The sequence below is a fragment of the Actinoplanes sp. NBRC 103695 genome (assembly GCF_030269485.1).
Classification (GTDB): domain Bacteria; phylum Actinomycetota; class Actinomycetes; order Mycobacteriales; family Micromonosporaceae; genus Actinoplanes.
In genome coordinates, this window is the sequence record NZ_BSTL01000019.1 from 64,262 (window position 1) to 79,310 (window position 15,049).

The 15,049-nt window shown below is 70.1% G+C and carries 15 protein-coding genes; 4 read left to right on the top strand and 11 right to left on the bottom strand.

Going from position 1 to position 15,049, the window contains the following annotated elements; translation table 11 throughout:
- Positions 1 to 134 precede the first annotated feature (134 nt).
- Positions 135 to 1,106, bottom strand: a complete 972-nt coding sequence (locus QSK31_RS31295; RefSeq protein WP_285688273.1) for an aldo/keto reductase — start codon at positions 1,104 to 1,106, stop codon at positions 135 to 137.
- 217 nt (positions 1,107 to 1,323) lie between these two features.
- Here QSK31_RS31295 and QSK31_RS31300 point away from each other — a divergent pair, with 217 nt between their 5' ends.
- From QSK31_RS31300 to QSK31_RS31315, 4 genes are all read left to right on the top strand, one after another.
- A complete protein-coding gene (locus tag QSK31_RS31300; protein ID WP_285688141.1) occupies positions 1,324 to 1,857 on the top strand; it encodes a TetR/AcrR family transcriptional regulator in 534 nt (177 codons plus the stop codon).
- Positions 1,858 to 1,893: 36 nt separating this feature from the next.
- On the top strand, positions 1,894 to 3,006 hold the full coding sequence (locus QSK31_RS31305; RefSeq protein ID WP_285688142.1) for a Gfo/Idh/MocA family protein: 1,113 nt from the start codon (positions 1,894 to 1,896) through the stop codon (positions 3,004 to 3,006).
- A gap of 53 nt (positions 3,007 to 3,059) precedes the next feature.
- On the top strand, positions 3,060 to 3,452 hold the full coding sequence (locus QSK31_RS31310) for an ester cyclase (protein ID WP_285688143.1): 393 nt from the start codon (positions 3,060 to 3,062) through the stop codon (positions 3,450 to 3,452).
- A gap of 105 nt (positions 3,453 to 3,557) precedes the next feature.
- Positions 3,558 to 4,940 carry a protein adenylyltransferase SelO gene (locus tag QSK31_RS31315; protein ID WP_285688144.1) on the top strand — a complete coding sequence of 461 codons (1,383 nt, stop codon included), beginning with the start codon at positions 3,558 to 3,560 and terminating at the stop codon, positions 4,938 to 4,940.
- A 281-nt stretch (positions 4,941 to 5,221) separates the two neighbouring features.
- Here QSK31_RS31315 and QSK31_RS31320 read toward each other — a convergent pair whose 3' ends face one another.
- From QSK31_RS31320 to QSK31_RS31365, 10 genes are all read right to left on the bottom strand, one after another.
- The gene (locus tag QSK31_RS31320; RefSeq protein WP_285688145.1) at positions 5,222 to 6,025 is read right to left on the bottom strand and encodes a hypothetical protein; all 804 of its coding nucleotides are present in this window, start codon (positions 6,023 to 6,025) and stop codon (positions 5,222 to 5,224) included.
- A 394-nt stretch (positions 6,026 to 6,419) separates the two neighbouring features.
- Positions 6,420 to 7,850 carry an SDR family NAD(P)-dependent oxidoreductase gene (locus QSK31_RS31325; protein ID WP_285688146.1) on the bottom strand — a complete coding sequence of 477 codons (1,431 nt, stop codon included), beginning with the start codon at positions 7,848 to 7,850 and terminating at the stop codon, positions 6,420 to 6,422.
- Positions 7,851 to 7,948: 98 nt separating this feature from the next.
- The gene (locus QSK31_RS31330) at positions 7,949 to 8,758 is read right to left on the bottom strand and encodes a class I SAM-dependent methyltransferase (protein ID WP_285688147.1); all 810 of its coding nucleotides are present in this window, start codon (positions 8,756 to 8,758) and stop codon (positions 7,949 to 7,951) included.
- 54 nt (positions 8,759 to 8,812) lie between these two features.
- A complete protein-coding gene (locus tag QSK31_RS31335; RefSeq protein ID WP_285688148.1) occupies positions 8,813 to 9,037 on the bottom strand; it encodes a hypothetical protein in 225 nt (74 codons plus the stop codon).
- Positions 9,038 to 9,119: 82 nt separating this feature from the next.
- The gene (locus QSK31_RS49275) at positions 9,120 to 9,467 is read right to left on the bottom strand and encodes a hypothetical protein (protein ID WP_502873032.1); all 348 of its coding nucleotides are present in this window, start codon (positions 9,465 to 9,467) and stop codon (positions 9,120 to 9,122) included.
- 114 nt (positions 9,468 to 9,581) lie between these two features.
- On the bottom strand, positions 9,582 to 10,427 hold the full coding sequence (locus QSK31_RS31345) for an ABC transporter permease (RefSeq protein WP_285688149.1): 846 nt from the start codon (positions 10,425 to 10,427) through the stop codon (positions 9,582 to 9,584).
- Entirely contained in the window at positions 10,424 to 11,380 is a 957-nt protein-coding gene (locus tag QSK31_RS31350; protein WP_285688150.1) for an ABC transporter ATP-binding protein, read from the bottom strand. Before QSK31_RS31350 ends, QSK31_RS31345 begins: the two co-directional genes overlap by 4 nt.
- Entirely contained in the window at positions 11,377 to 12,549 is a 1,173-nt protein-coding gene (locus QSK31_RS31355; RefSeq protein ID WP_285688151.1) for a hypothetical protein, read from the bottom strand. The genes QSK31_RS31350 and QSK31_RS31355 overlap by 4 nt, the downstream gene beginning before the upstream one ends.
- Positions 12,533 to 13,051, bottom strand: coding sequence for a sigma-70 family RNA polymerase sigma factor (locus QSK31_RS31360; RefSeq protein WP_285688152.1), 519 nt, complete (start codon positions 13,049 to 13,051; stop codon positions 12,533 to 12,535). Before QSK31_RS31360 ends, QSK31_RS31355 begins: the two co-directional genes overlap by 17 nt.
- 146 nt (positions 13,052 to 13,197) lie before the next feature.
- Entirely contained in the window at positions 13,198 to 15,048 is a 1,851-nt protein-coding gene (locus QSK31_RS31365) for a pectate lyase-like domain-containing protein (protein ID WP_285688153.1), read from the bottom strand.
- Position 15,049: the final 1 nt, after the last annotated feature.

A 15,049-nucleotide genomic window follows, 5' to 3' on the forward strand; every position in this document is an offset into this window, starting at 1 on the left:
TGGTGACGACCGGGCCGGGCGGCGGTGGAGCAGGTTATGCGCCGCCCGCCGTCAGCGTCACCGGCTGAAACGACGTGCCGTTGATGTCGACGCCCGCCGTCTATCCCGAGGGAGCGTCAGCGTTCGCAATCGGCTCAGCGGTCGATGGCGGCCATGTTGGCTTCGTCGTAGCGGTCGCCGGAGGCCGGCGCCAGGTTGTTCAGCCGAGCCACGTGCTCGTCGGTGAGTTTGACGCGGTCAGCGGCGGCATTCTCTTCCAGCCGGTCGATGCGCGTGGTGCCGGGGATGGGAGCGATGTCGTCGCCTTGGGCGAGCAACCAGGCCAGGGCGACCTGTGCGGGTGTGGCTCCGGCTTCGGCGGCGACGGCGCGGACCTCGTCGACGATGCGCATGTTGCGTTCCAGGTTGCCACCGGCGAAGCGTGGGTTGGTGCGGCGCCAGTCGTCGGCGTCGAGGCCATCCAGCGTGCGGATGTCGCCGGTGAGGAATCCGCGGCCGAGCGGGGAGTACGGCACCAGGCCCACCCTCAGTTCGCGCAGGACCGGCAGAACCTCCGCCTCGGGATCACGGGCCCACAACGAGTACTCCGACTGCACCGCGGCGATCGGATGTACGGCGTACGCCCGTCGGATCGTCGCGGCCCCCGCTTCCGACAGGCCGATGTAACGGATCTTGCCCTCGGCCACCAGCTCCGCCAGCGCTCCGACGGTTTCCTCGATCGGGGTGTCTTGGTCCACGCGGTGCTGGTAGTAGAGGTCGATGTAATCGGTTCCGAGGCGTCGAAGCGATCCCTCCACCGCGAGCCGGATGTTGGCCGGGGTGCTGTCCGAACCCGGGCGGCCGGTGTGCGAGACCAGACCGAACTTGGTGGCCAGCACGACCTCGTCCCGGCGGCCCTTGACGGCGCGGCCCACCAGCTCCTCGTTGGTGTAGGGGCCGTACGCCTCAGCGGTGTCGACGTGCGTGACGCCCAGGTCCAGGGCGCGCTGAATCGTGCGGATCGACTGATCGTCGAGCTGGCCGGCTCCGGTGTAGAAGGCCGACATTCCCATGGCACCCAACCCGATGCGGGAGATCTTCAACCCGCCGAATGACGTGGTTTTCATCGTGGTGGTCCCTTCCAGAGGCGAGCCCGACCGCTTTAAGTTCCGGTCGGTCCAGAACGCTAGCACATAAGGACCGATCGGTAGTAAAGTCCGTGGGAGCAGAGAAACAGCTGGCCACGCCGGCCGGCCCCGAACCGAGGAGGATGCCGCCATCAGCCCGAGCACCAAGTTCGGCCGCCCCCGAGAGTTCGACCTCGACGAGGCGCTGGAGCGCGCGATGCGGGTTTTCTGGGCGCGGGGATACGACGGCACGAGCCTCACCGATCTGACCGGCGCCATGGGGATCACCAAGTCGAGCATGTATGCCGCGTTCGGCAACAAGGAGCAGCTCTTCCGCAAGGTCGTGGAGCGCTACGCCGAGGGGCCGGCCTCCTACTCGACACGCGCCTTGCGAGAGCCGACCGCGCGCGCGGTGGCCGAGGCGTTCCTACGTGGAGCCGTCCGGACCACGACGTCACCAGGCTGCCCCGCCGGGTGCCTGTCCGTTCAGGGTGCGCTGGCGCTGACCGAGCAGAGCCGGCCGGCGCACGATGCGCTCGTCGACTGGCGCAACGACGCGGGCGTCGTACTCGAGGAACGCTTCCAGCGTGCCATCGAGGAGGGTGATCTATCGCGTGACGCCGACCCGGGGCGCCTCGCCCGCTTCATCATGACGACCTGCTTCGGCATCGCCGTCCAGGCCGCGAACGGGCTCGGGGCCGACGAACTCGACGAGATCGCCGACACGGCGCTGCTCGCGTGGCCGGCGTAGCGCGAAAGGGGAAGAAGTGATGGAGAACCCGCAATCGTGATCGAGCGACCAGGCGCGAGACGCCCGGTTGGCGTCGGGATCGTAGGGCTGAGCACGGCGGGAGGGTGGGCGGCCGGGGCGCATCTGCCCGCGCTGTCGGTAATCGACGGCATGGAGCTGACGGCTCTGGCGACAAGTTCCCTCGCATCGGCCACCGCTGCCGGCGACTCGTTCGGCGTGCCCGGATACGCATCGGCCAAGCAGCTCGCCGAGGACGAGAACGTCGACCTTGTGGTCGTCGCCGTCAAGGTGCCCCGGCACCGTGAACTGGTGTTGCCCGCGCTGCGTGCGGGAGTGCCGGTACTGAGCGAGTGGCCATTCGCAGTCGATCTGGCCGAGGCCGAGGAGATGGAAGGCGCCGCTCGCGGGACGCGCGGTTTTGTCGGCCTTCAAGGGCGTTCCTCACCCACCTTCCGTTGGCTGGCCGACCTCGTCGCCGACGGATACCTAGGCGAGGTGTTGTCCGCGACGGTGCTGGCGTCATCGATCGAATGGGGAACCCCGATCTCCGAGCGGATGCGATACACCCTCGACGGCACACTCGGGGCCACGATGCTCACCATCGCTTTCGGGCACGCCATCGACCTGGTGTCGATGGTCGTCGGCGAACTGCAAGACGTGACCGCTTCGACAGCGACCCGGCGCCCTCTCGTTCCTCTCGGACGCACCGGTCAGACGGTTCCGATGACCGCCGAGGACCAGATCGCCGTCTCCGGCACGCTGCCCGGTGGAGCGATTCTTTCCGTCCACCACCGTGGCGGAACGGTCTCGGGACCTGGATTCTCCCTGCTCGTCGACGGCACCGAGGGAACCCTCGAGGTCACCTCCGCCAACGGGTATCCGCACCTCGGTCCCGTCACGGTACGCGGCGCACGAGGTCGCGCTCAGCTCGCGGAGCTGACCTTGCCCGATGGGTACGACGACTACCCCCGTCTGGCCGGAACACCGATTCACACTCTGGCGCACGCGTACGCGGCGATCCGGAACGATCTGGTCGACGGCACCACGACCGCCCCGGATTTCACCCACGCCGTCAAACGTCACCGGCTCCTGGATGCGATCGGCCGGTCGGCCGCCGAAGGACGACGAGTGCGCCTTGCGCGCCTCTGACGGGCAAGCCATGGAAGCACAGTCATGAAACGGAACGCGAAGGAGCAGGATCGATGACCGATAATGGCGCTCGCGACTGGTACATGAGATACATAGCGGCACTCAACGCCCACGAGTTGGACCGCATGGACGAGTTCATCTCCGAGGAGGTCCTGCTCGGCGGCGAGCCAGGCACCCGGGATGCCGTCGTCGAAGTCCTGAAGGGGATTGTCGACGCGGTTCCGGACATCCATTGGGAAGTCGAGGAGATGCTGTTCGACCGCGACGGTATCGCTGTCCGCTTGACCAACACCGGTACCCCGGGCAAGGAATGGCTCGGGGTCAAGCCGTCCGGGGCGTCATTCAAAATCGTCGAGTACGCCATCTACAAGGTCCGTGACGGCAGGTTCATCCACATGACAAACCTGCACGACTCGGCCGAGATGTTCCGTCAGCTGACCGCCTGACACCTCCGTCCATCGAACGGTCGCACGGTGCCCGAGCGCCGCTGTGGACAGGTCGGTGGTCGCCGACGACGGGTGGGCGCCGACGTTGCCGGGTAGCCTCGACGGGTGAGTGTCGCCCCGCTGTCCGCTGTTGTTCTGGACCATCGCTTCGCCCGTGATCTGCCGGAGATGGCCACTGCCTGGCAGGCGGAGCCGGTTCCGGACGCGAGGCTGCTGGTACTCGATGAGGCGCTGGCCGCCGAACTGGGTCTGGACGCTGCCTGGCTGCGCAGCCCGGACGGCGTGGGGTTGCTGGTTGGCACCACTGTCCCGGCCGGCGCCGTGCCGGTGGCGCAGGCTTACTCCGGGCATCAGTTCGGCGGGTTCAGCCCGCAGCTCGGTGACGGTCGCGCGCTCCTGCTCGGCGAGTTGATCGACGCCGGGGGCCGTCTGCGTGACTTGCACCTCAAGGGTTCCGGACGCACGCCGTTCGCCCGTGGTGGTGATGGCTTGGCCGCGGTCGGGCCGATGCTGCGCGAGTACGTCGTCAGCAATGCCATGCATGCCCTCGGCGTCCCCACGACGCGGTCCCTCGCCGTGGTGGCGACCGGGCGCACGGTGAGCCGCGAGACCCCATTGCCGGGAGCCGTACTCGCCCGCGTCGCCGAAAGTCATCTGCGCGTCGGCAGCTTCCAGTACGCCCGGGCCACCGGCGATGTCGATCTTCTGCGCCGGCTCGCGGACCACGCGATCAGCCGTCATCACCCGGGTGCGGCCGAGGCCGAACAGCCGTACCTTGCCCTGTTCGAGGCGGTGGTCGGCGCCCAGGCATCGCTGATCGCCCGGTGGATGCTCGTCGGCTTCGTGCACGGGGTCATGAATACCGACAACATGACGATCTCCGGCGAGACCATCGACTACGGGCCCTGCGCGTTCATGGACGCCTTCGACCCGGCCACCGTCTACAGCTCGATCGACCACGGCGGCCGATACGCCTACGGCAACCAGCCGGTGGTGGCCGAGTGGAACCTCGCCCGGCTGGCCGAGGCGATCCTTCCCCTGCTGCACAACGACGACGAGCAGGCGGTCGCACTCGCCGTAGAGGCCCTGGGCGGATTCCGCCGCCAGTACGATGCCGCCTGGTCAGCCGGCATGCGGGCCAAGCTCGGCCTGTCCAGCGGCGTCGACCAGGCGGTCGTCTCGCCGCTGGTGGACGAGATGCTCGTCCTGCTCCAGGCGGACCACGTCGACCACACGTCGTTCTTCCGCACCCTTGCCGTTGCCGGGCGCGGCGACGCCGAGCCGGTGCGCCGCCTCTTCGCCGACCTCGCCACGATCGACGACTGGGTGACCCGCTGGCGCGCCCTGGGACCGGACGCCGACGCGATGGACCAGGTCAACCCGCTGTACATCCCCCGCAATCACCTCGTCGAGGAAGCTCTGTCCGCCGCGACCGACGGCGATCTGGGCCCGTTCGAACGGCTGCTGGAGGCCGTCGCCGCCCCGTAGGACGAGCGCGCCGGCCTCGAGCGATACGCCGCTGCGGCCCCGGCCGACTTCGGTGCCTACCGAACCTTCTGCGGAACCTGAGCACCGGCGCCCGCCCGTCTGGATGCTGGTAGTGCCCGGCAGCCAATGCTTCATCCAATGCGCTCGCCGGTCGTGTTCCATGACGCGGTCCACCACCCACCAGATGAACGGCAGGCCAGCCACTCCTGAGACGCAGCCCGCCCGTGACATTCGGTGAATGGCGGCGGCTGGTCGTGCGCGGACCCGTTCGATCGAGGGTCTCAGCCATTCCGCACGAATTTTCCCTCGGTCTCGGTGTAGCCGACGGCGTTCGTGATGGCGCTGGTCTTGAAAGGCTTACCTTCCCAGTCGATCTTCTCGGATCCGCTCTTGTCGCCGTCGGTCCAGGTCAACACCGCGGTCCAGGCTCGGTATTCGCTGGTCTTCGCAATCACCAGCAATGACTCGCTATCGGTGTCGCTGACCTCGTACGGAAAGACGAGCGGTGTGGTGCGCCATTGATCGTCGCCCCAAGAGCGCGGAACCGCCGACGAGGCGACGATACGCGGCGGGGTCCGGTCCAGGTCGACCTCGGCGAATCTGGCGACCGTCTCGTCTCCACACGGGTGCGCGAGGTAGCTGCCCTTCAGCGGCGGGCCTTCGTCCGTGATGGCGAAGTCGAGCCCGGTGACCGTGACCGGGCTCTTTCCTTTCCCGCGCACCGTGATGAGCACCTTGGTCCAGTCCATCTCGGCCCCGCCGAGTGCCAAATTCCAATCCGACCAGACGGTCTGACTACCGTCGGACTTCGGCGGCACACCGATGTCCTTGATGCTCTTCGGGACGACGTACGAGTTGCAGAAGGCTTTCTCCCTGGCCACCGTGACCGTGATCGGCTTCGACGGCGAGACCTTCTCCTTGACCCAGCCCGGCGCCGCAGTCACCCACCCTGTGAGGACGGCCGCCAACCCGGCCGCCAGAACGCCGAAGAACCAGATCTTCGCCTTGGTGGTCCACTGTCTCCGGGAATCCGCATTCCGGTTCGGTCCACGCCCGGACGCAACCACTCTCTGACGAGCTGCCATATCGCGCTCCCGATTCAAGCTCGCACGAATGCCGGTGACGCGATCCGAAGATCACGTAATTCGATGGCTGATTGCTCGTACTCTAGTTTTCGGAATTCCGGACAGGCATCCCACCGATGTGTCTCTCCAATGACCGAGCTGCCGGGCGCGGCGGCCGGAAGGGCGGCACCCGACACCGTTCGGCGACGGCACCGGCGGACCAGGGTGGATGAATGACCACAAAGGATCCCCGGCGTCCTGACCGCCACGGTCGGCGATCCCACACGACTGGCCACAGCATCAGCCGTCGACGGCGACTTGCTCAGCCGCGAGGTCGCCTGGCCGGCACCCTTCCTTCGTTCCCGCCAGTGCAGGATTTACCGACCATGCACTGGCGCGTGTTCGGCCGGGCGGGTCACCAGGCGGTCGGGGCGTAATCCTTGAGGAAACAGCCGTACACGTCCTCGCCCCGCTCGCCGCGCACGATCGGGTCGTAGACGCGGGCCGCGCCGTCGACCAGGTCGAGCGGCGCGTGGAAGCCCTCGCCGGCCAGCCGCATCCTGGTCGGGTGCGGGCGCTCGTCGGTGATCCAGCCGGTGTCCACACTGGTCATCAGGATGCCGTCGGCGAACATGTCCTCGCCGCTGGTACGGGTCAGCATGTTCAGCGCCGCCTTGGCCATGTTGGTGTGCGGGTGGCCGGCGCCCTTGTAGCCGCGGCTGAACACGCCCTCCATCGCCGACACGTTGACCACGTAACGGCGCGGGAACGGCGACGCTTTCATCGCCGCGCGCAGCCGGCTGATCAGGATGAACGGCGCGGTGCTGTTGCAGAGCTGCACCTCCAGCAGTTCCAGGGCGTCGACCTCGTGCACCCGGGCGCTCCAGCTGTTGTCCGCGGCCAGGTCCGGTACCAGCCCGCCGGCGTCGATCGCGGACATCGCCGCGATCCGCTCCGGGGACGCGGACCCGGCCGTCAGCGCGAGCGCGGTGAGCGCGTGCGGGCTGAGCCCGGGGCTGGTCTTTTCCAGAAGCTCCGGGTGTACGCGCTGAGAGGCGTCATGCCCGCCCAGGTATTCCAGTTCCGGCAGCGGCCCGGCAGGCAGCCCGGCCGACTCGGCGACCTCCAGCGCGGCATACGAGCCGGGTGAGCGGCGCACCGTCTGGGCGGCGTTGTTGATCAGCACGTCGAGCGGCCCGGCGGCGGCCACCGAGTCGGCCAGCGCGACCACCTGCGACGGGTCGCGCAGGTCGATCCCGACGACGCGCAGCCGGTGCAGCCAGTCGGCGCTGTCCGGCATGCTGGTGAACCGGCGCACCGCGTCGTGCGGGAACCGGGTCGTGATGGTGGTGTGCGCGCCGTCACGCAGCAGCCGCAGCGCGATGTACATGCCGATCTTCGCGCGGCCGCCGGTGAGCAGGGCGCGGCGCCCGGTCAGGTCGGTGCGGGCGTCGCGGCGGCTGAAGTTCAGCTCCGCGCAGGACGGGCAGAGCTGGTGGTAGAACGCGTCCACCTGGCGGTAGCGCTGCTTGCAGGTGTAACAGCCGCGGGCCTGCTGGAGGAATCCGGCGACCGGCGCCTCGGCCCGGGTCCGCAGCGGGATGCCCTGGGTCTCGTCGTCGAGCCGGTCCGGCGCGCCGGTGGCGGTGGCCGCGGTGACGGCGGCGTCCGCGGCGAGGATGGCGTCCCGGCGTTCCCGGCGGCGCTGCTCCTTGGCGGTCTTGTAGATGGCGGCGGTGGCGCGGCGCACGCGTACCGCGTCGGGGTGTTCCGGCGGCAGCGACTCGACCTCGGCCAGGACCGCCAGGGCGAGATCGAGCCGCGCGGGGTCGATGCCGTTGATCATGGTTTCGGTGTTCCCGTCAAGCTCACTGCCGTCTCACTTCGGTGCGTGGGGTGCGCCGTCCGCCGCGGCCGCCCGCAGAACTCTACGCAATGCCCCTGTCAGAAGCGGAACCGGACGATGGCGGTGGACCGTTTCAGGCCTGGTAGCAGGTTCAGCAGGCGGTACACGCGGCGTACGTTCGCGGGGGCCTTGGCCGTGAGCAGCGGCGAGTCGTTCATCGGGGCCTCGTCGACGTACTCCAGGCGCGGGTGCCAGTCGGCCAGGGCTGCCGGGTCGTCGAAACCGCAGCGGAACCGGGTGCCGTACCTGCGCAGCGTGGGATCCCATTTCGAGGTGCGCCACGCCCAGACCGACACGGTGTCGAACTGGATCCCGCCGGTGGGGAAGGTCTCGACGACGCTGGTCAGCAGGCGGCGGAGCTCGGTCTCCGTCAGGTACGGCACCAGGCCCTCGGCGATCATCAGCAGCGGACGGCCGCGGGGGATCTGCTCCAGCCAGGTCAGGTCGGTGACGCTGGAGCTGATCAGGGTGCAGTGCTCGCGTGGCGGCAACATCTGTTGCCTCAGGGTGATGACGGCCGGGTAGTCGAGGTCGTACCAGTCGACGGTGGCCGGCGGGTCGATCCGGTAGACGCGGGCGTCGAGGCCGCAGCCCAGGTGCAGCACCACCGCCTCGGGATGGCCGGCGAGGAAGCTCCGGGCCCAGTCGTCGTGGGCCTTGGCGCGCACCACGGCGGCGAGTCCGAGCTGACTGGTGCCGAATCTGCCCTTGTCGTAGCCGGGATCGAGGCGGCGCATCGTGCGCTCGGCGTACTCGTCGCCGAGGATCGGGTCGGGCAACCGGTTGTCCAGCGCCTTGGCTTTGAGGACGGGGCTGAGCGTCTTCTGCACTCCGACGAGTTCGGTCATCAGTTCAGTCTCCGCGTCCGCGAGCACGTCGCCGTCCGGCGGGTCGGCGAACACCTAGGTGGTCCGGAGGACGCGAGACAGGCGGCGGACTGCCTCGTCCATCTGGGACGGCTGGGCCGCGGCGTAGGTCAGGCGCAGGTGCGGGGCGGGTGGCTCGGCGGCGAACCATGGGCGGCCCGGGAAGACGGTCACGCCGGACTCCGCGGCCGCTGCCGCCAGGGCGACGTCGTCGGTGTGGTCGGGGAGGCGCGCCCACAGGTGCAGGCCGCCGCGCGGCACCTCGAAGGTCAGGTCGGGCAGGTGCCGGTGCCGGGCCGTTCGCAGGGCGTCACGATGCGCAGGCCGGGGGCGGCCGCCTTGGTCAGCGAGCGCAGGTAGACGACGTGGCCGTCGGGGCCGGCCGCGGCCAGGGGTGGGGCCCGCCGGGGCTGATGACCATGTCGTCGGCGTGCAGGCCGGCGCCGGTCTCGCGGGCGAACCAGGCGCGCTGCCCGCCACCCGCCTCGCCGTGGAGGACCTGGACCCGTGGTTCGTGGCGTTCGGCCGGGCCGTGGGCGCGGCGCTCCTCGCGTACGCGTACCTCAGGATCGTGGCCGCGCCCCGCCCCGCCGCCGGCCAGCGACGGCGCCTGACCATCGTCGCGCTCGGCGTGGTCGTCGGGTTTCCGCTGTTCACATCGCTGGCGCTCACCACGCAGACGGCGGCGCACGGAGCGGTCGTGGTCACGTTGCTGCCCGCGCTGGCCGTCCTGGCCTGTGTCGTGCTGACCCAGCGCACCCGCGCCCCGCTTCGTGACCGTGGCCGGCGCCGGCCACGGTCACGGTCACAGGTCACGCCTCTGGAAGGAGAGGGCTGCCAAGGCGAGGATGAGGGCCGTCCACACGGCGGCCCAGCCGACGTACGCGACCGGCGTCGGGACCATGCTCAGGAAGGGTGAGGCGCCGAAGGTGGCGGCGAACTGGACCGCGGCCGGGTCCTGGAAGGCGTGCATCGCGCCCCGCCACAGGCCGTCCGTCGGGAGGATCATGCGGGACACCGTGCCCACCTGGGCGACGCTCTCGTTGTGGAGTTCCTCGCCCACCGCGCCGACCACGCCGGCGATCCAGGTGGCGCCGAACAGGCCGACCGCGATGATGCCGGACGCCATCGGGGCGATCGCCGTGGACAGCAGGAGGCCCAGGGTGAGCAGGACCGCGGTCTGGGCGGCGAGCAGCAGCAGGCCGGCGATCGGATGCGGCGGCCAGTAGCCCAGCGTCGCCTTCACGATCAGGAACTGGGCCAGGCCGGTCAGCACGATGTAGCCGGCGCCGAACGTGACCAGGCCGAGCCACTTGCCGGCGAGCACGGCGGAACGGCGTACCGGACGGGTCATCATCGCCAGCGCCACCCCGGACTCGACCTCGCCGGAGACGGTGGGACCGGCCAGAAATGCCGTGCCGAGAGCGGCGATCAGGCTGAGCCCGAACATCACCAGGTTGAGGACCTGGGAGGCGGCCAGCCTGGACTCGCCGCTGGTCAGGGTGCCGAACTCGATGTCGAGCCGCCAGAACCCCCACGCGCTCAGCCCGAGCAGCACGGCGGTGAGCACGGCCAGCGAGCGCAGGACCTTGCGCCGGGCGGCCTCTTTCAAGGTCAGACCCGCGATGATGCGTACGGTCGACAGCGTCATTCCGTCTCCCCCCGGAGGATGTCGAGCAGCCGCTCCTCGAGACTGATCCGCCCGGGTTCGACGGCATGCACCCGGACGCCGAGAGCGACCAGGTCGGCCACCAGGTCGGGAACGGCATCCGCCGGGGCGTCCGGCGGCAGCAGGACGGTGTGCACGTCGCCGTCCCGCGACGATCGGCCGAGCGCGGCGATCCGGGAAAGAGCGTCCGGCCCGAGAGCGCTCAGCCGCAGCCGGACCTCCTGCTGACCGAGCAGTTCCTCGAGGGTGCCGGACGCCGCGACCCGGCCCTTGTCGAGGATGACGACCCGGTCGCAGACCCGCTCCACCTCGCCGATCAGGTGCGAGTTGAGCAGCACCGCCACGTCGCGTTCCCGGAGGGTGAGCAGGAGGTCCCGGACGTCGGCGCGGCCGAGCGGGTCGAGCGCGCTGGTCGGCTCGTCGAGCACCACGAGTTCGGGGCGGGCGACCAGGGCGACGGCCAGCCCGAGCCGCTGCTGCATGCCCTTGGAGAAGCCGCCCACCCGGTCGCCGGCCCGGTCGGCCAGCCCGACCAGCGCCAGGCAGTCGCGCCGCTCCCCCGCGGGAACGGCCGCCCCGGAGAGCTTCACGTGCAGGTCGAGCACCTCGGCCGCACTGAGCCAGGGCTGGTAGCGGAACAGTTCCGGCAGGTAGCCCACGCGGGCCCGGGCGTTCGGGTCGGTGACCGGGCGGCCGAGCAGCAGCACCTCGCCGGCGTCCGGCCGGACCAGCCCGAGCAGGATCTTGATGGCGGTGGTCTTGCCGGCGCCGTTCGGGCCGAGCAGGCCGACCACCTCGCCGCGCCTCACGGTGAACGACACGTCGTCGACGGCGGTCTGCCTGCGGTAGCGCTTGCGCAGGCCGGAGCACCAGACCGCGGCGGCGGGCGGCAGCTCGGCGACCAGCTGGGCGGCGGCCTCGAGGGAGCCGGTCATCGCAGCCCCCGGGCCACCGACAGGGCCTCGTCCGCGCTGATCGAGCCGCCGACCGCGTTGATCACCCCGTCCTCGACCCAGACGACGCCGTTGAGGGCGTTGCCACGGTTGGTCAGCAGGGTGGCGGGACGGCCGCGGACCTGGGTCTGCGAGGTGACGCCCTCGTCCGAGCTCACAATCACCGGCAGGGTGGTGCCGTCCGCGGTGAACGCGCGCAGCTGCTTGGCGACGTTCGCGGGCAGTCCCGGCAGCGCGAGCAGATAGTCGCGGGCCATTTCGAAAGGCACCCCTGTCGAGTACGCCTTCGGCGCGACCACCCGCACGACGACCATGGCGGGGACTCCGCGTGCCTCGGTCCACACCTGTGCCAGGCCGGGTCCGGCGGTCATCCGGAACTGGCTGCCGTCCAGCCCGGCCGGCGCTGTGGGCGCGCTCCCCTGGGTTGCCGCCGCGGCCTTGGCGGCGTCGAACGTGAACTGGGCGCTCACCTGGTTGACCACGATGAGGCCCGGCTCGCCGGTGACGCCCCGCGGCAGCTCGCCCACCAGCGGGACGGCCAGGCCGGTGGCCTCACGGGCAGCCGCCGCGTCGGGGACCTTCCGGACATCGGGGGGCTTGATGAACCTCACCTCCCCGTACGCACCGAGCTCGGGAAGTTTGCCCAGGTCGGCGGGGTCGATTGTGATGGGCGCGACCCGCTCGGCCCGGAAGATCGGGAACCAGTCCCCGGCCGCGGCCGCGCTGGCGCCGGTGACGATGGCGGCCACACCGACCACCGCGATGACCGGGCTGCGCAGCGCCTTCCGCCACCGCGACTGGCGCGCTTTGCTCTGCTTACCTATCGGAAGCACCGCGCCGGAGGCCCGGTCGGCGGCGGCCTGCTCGTCCGCGGCCATCGTCCGGGAGAGCCGGCTCCAGGCGGCGTCGACATCCAGCCCGGCGGCGGAAGACGTGCCGGCGAGCGAGCTGCCGCCGGCGAGGGAGGGGTCGTCGGCGAGGGAGGGGTCGTCGGCGAGCAGGGCGGCGCCGACGAGCAGGGCGTCCTCCCTGGCCGCGGCGAGCGCGGTGAGGCAGACCTGGCAGGTCGCGACGTGGGCGCGGTCGGCGTCGGCGACCCCGGCGGGCTCGTCCAGGAGCCGGCGCAACGTGCCGTCAGTCGGATGACGCATGACGGTTCAACTCCTTGCGTAGGGCGGACTCGGCGCGGCGCACGGTGGTGCCCACGCTGCCGGGTGAGAGGTCGAGGGCGGCCGCCACCTCGGCGTAGCTGAGGCCGCTGTGCCGCAGGACCAGGGCGACCGCCTGCTTGCGCGGCAGGGTCGCCAGCGCGGCACGGACACGGCGGCGCTCCTCGAGCGTGACGACGGCGTCGGCGACATCGGGGGCGACCGCGTCCGGGGAAACGGCGGCCTCCTCGCGGGAGGCCCGGCGGCGGCCGGAGCGCAGGTGGTTGAGGGCGGTGTGCGCGGCGGCGACCGAGAGCCACCCGGCCGCCTCCCCGGCGGGCACCGACGACCGCCCGAAGGTAAGGAACACCTCCTGGGCGACGTCCTCGGCCTCGCCCCTTGATCCGAGCACCCGGGCGGCGACCGCGACCACCCGCGGATACGCCTCCCGGAACACCTGCTCGAGGTCGGGCCGTACGCCGGCCACCATCACGTCCTGCTCCACATCTGGTTAAGCACCGCCGCCACCTCGGATGTGACAGAGGGGCCCGGAGCCAGTGGCTCCAGGCCCCTCTTTCGGCCCATTTCCACATTCGCCCCGAGGGCAAGCGCCCCGAAATGAATGTGAAAACAGGCCCGGGGGACAGCGTGTCAGCCGACCGGGTACTCCGGCAGGAAGACGGGCTGGCCGACCTTGGTGGTGTCGGCCGCCGGGCCCACGCCGTTGACGACGTGGTCGATGACGCCCGCGCTGAGGTTCACGGTCATGATGTGGTGCAGCTTGACGCCCGGACAGTCCGGGACCTCGAAGCCGTTCTCGGTGTGGATGGCCGGGTTGTTCTGGTTGAACACGTACACCCCGGCGCCGTAGAGGGTGTGGTTGCGGACGTTCCTGCCGACCTTGTAGCCGGCGTACCCCTCGACCTTGCCGTTCATCCAGTCCTTCTGGGTGGGCGGGTCGTACGGCAGCTCGTTCTGGTACAGAACCGTCGTCCCGTTGTTGCCGTTCCAGATGGTGTTGTACTGCTGGAAGTGCTCGACGAACAGGCCGGTGGCGGTGACCCGGTCACCGTTGATGACCGCGCCGTTCGTCCCGATGTTGGTACGCCAGCGCTGGGTGTCGCCGTTCACGCCCTCGGTGAAGCCCTCCACGCCGTGGTCCGCGCGCCACACCCAGGTGTGGTCGATGAGCACGTCGTCGGCGTTCACCTCCAGCGCCGTGGCGGTCTTGCCGATGTGCGGGCCGCCGACCCGGAAGTACAGGTCGCTCAGCGTGATCGGGTCGGAGGTGCGGCCCCACGCGTCCTGGCCGGGCCGGCCGACCTGAACCAGCACCTTGGACTTCTGCGGTCCGGCGTCGACGGTCACGCCGGCGATCACGACCCCGGGCACGTCCGACACCTTGAGCGGGGTCGAGCCGTGGGTGGCGGTGAGCGTGGCGTGTCCCTGGCCGAGCACGACGGTGCCCGGCTTCCTGATCTCGATGCTGCGTGGGATGTCGTACACGCCGGGGGTGAGCAGCAGGTGCTTACCCCTGGCGAGCTGCGCGTTGATCTTCGCGACGGCGTCTCCCGGCTTCGCGACGTAGAAGTCGCTCAGCGGGATGGTCCGGCCGCGGTGCGTGTCCTCGTCCCAGGAGATGCCGCTGGTGTTGCGGTGAACGGCGGGGACACGGACGGCGTAGCGTCCCCGGGCGTCCACGAACAGGTACGGCTTCTCCCGGCTGACCGGGGTCTTGTCGAGGGTGGTGTACGGCGGGTCAGGGAAGGTCGCGTCGTCCGGCGCGCCCTCGACCCCGCTGAAGACCTGGTTCCACACCGCGTTGGACCAGCTGTTGACCTGGCTGTTGCGGGTGAGCCACTGCTGTTGCGAGCCGTTGGTGACGTCCGGCATCTTGGAGTCGGCGATGAAGCCGCCGGAGGCGTACTGCGGGCCGGCCGTGCAGTAGTCCATCAGCGACAGGTTGCCGCCGGTGACGTTGACCCGGCGCATCGAGACCGCCTGCGACACGGCCCAGAAGTTCGCCGACGAGCGGCAGCCGTCCTGACCCTTGGCGTTGACGCTGACGGTCAGGTTGGAGACGGTGCGCCAGAAGTTGACCAGCGCCAGGCAGTTGTCCGCGGTGAGGCAGCGGTTGTAGACCTCCACCTTGCCGTTGATGACCACGTCCTGCGGGTTCGCGCCGAGGCCGGCGATCTCGGTGTAGTAGCCGACCTTGATCTGGAGGGGCTGGTCGGCGGTGCCGTAGACGCCGGGCTTGAAGTAGTACGCGTAACGCTGCGTACCCATCTCGTTGCCGACCTGCTGGGCATAGGTCGCGTCGAGCGTGGCCTGGATCTCGCTGACCGGCGTGCTCGGGTCGAAGACGGTGACGTTTGATCCGAAGGCCGGCGAACTGTCGGTGACGGGCTGGGCGGCGGCTGATGCGCCGGAGGTGAGGACCAGCCCGGTGATGGCGGCACAGGCGGTCAAGATCCGGCTGAGACGCCGGCGTGTGGTCATG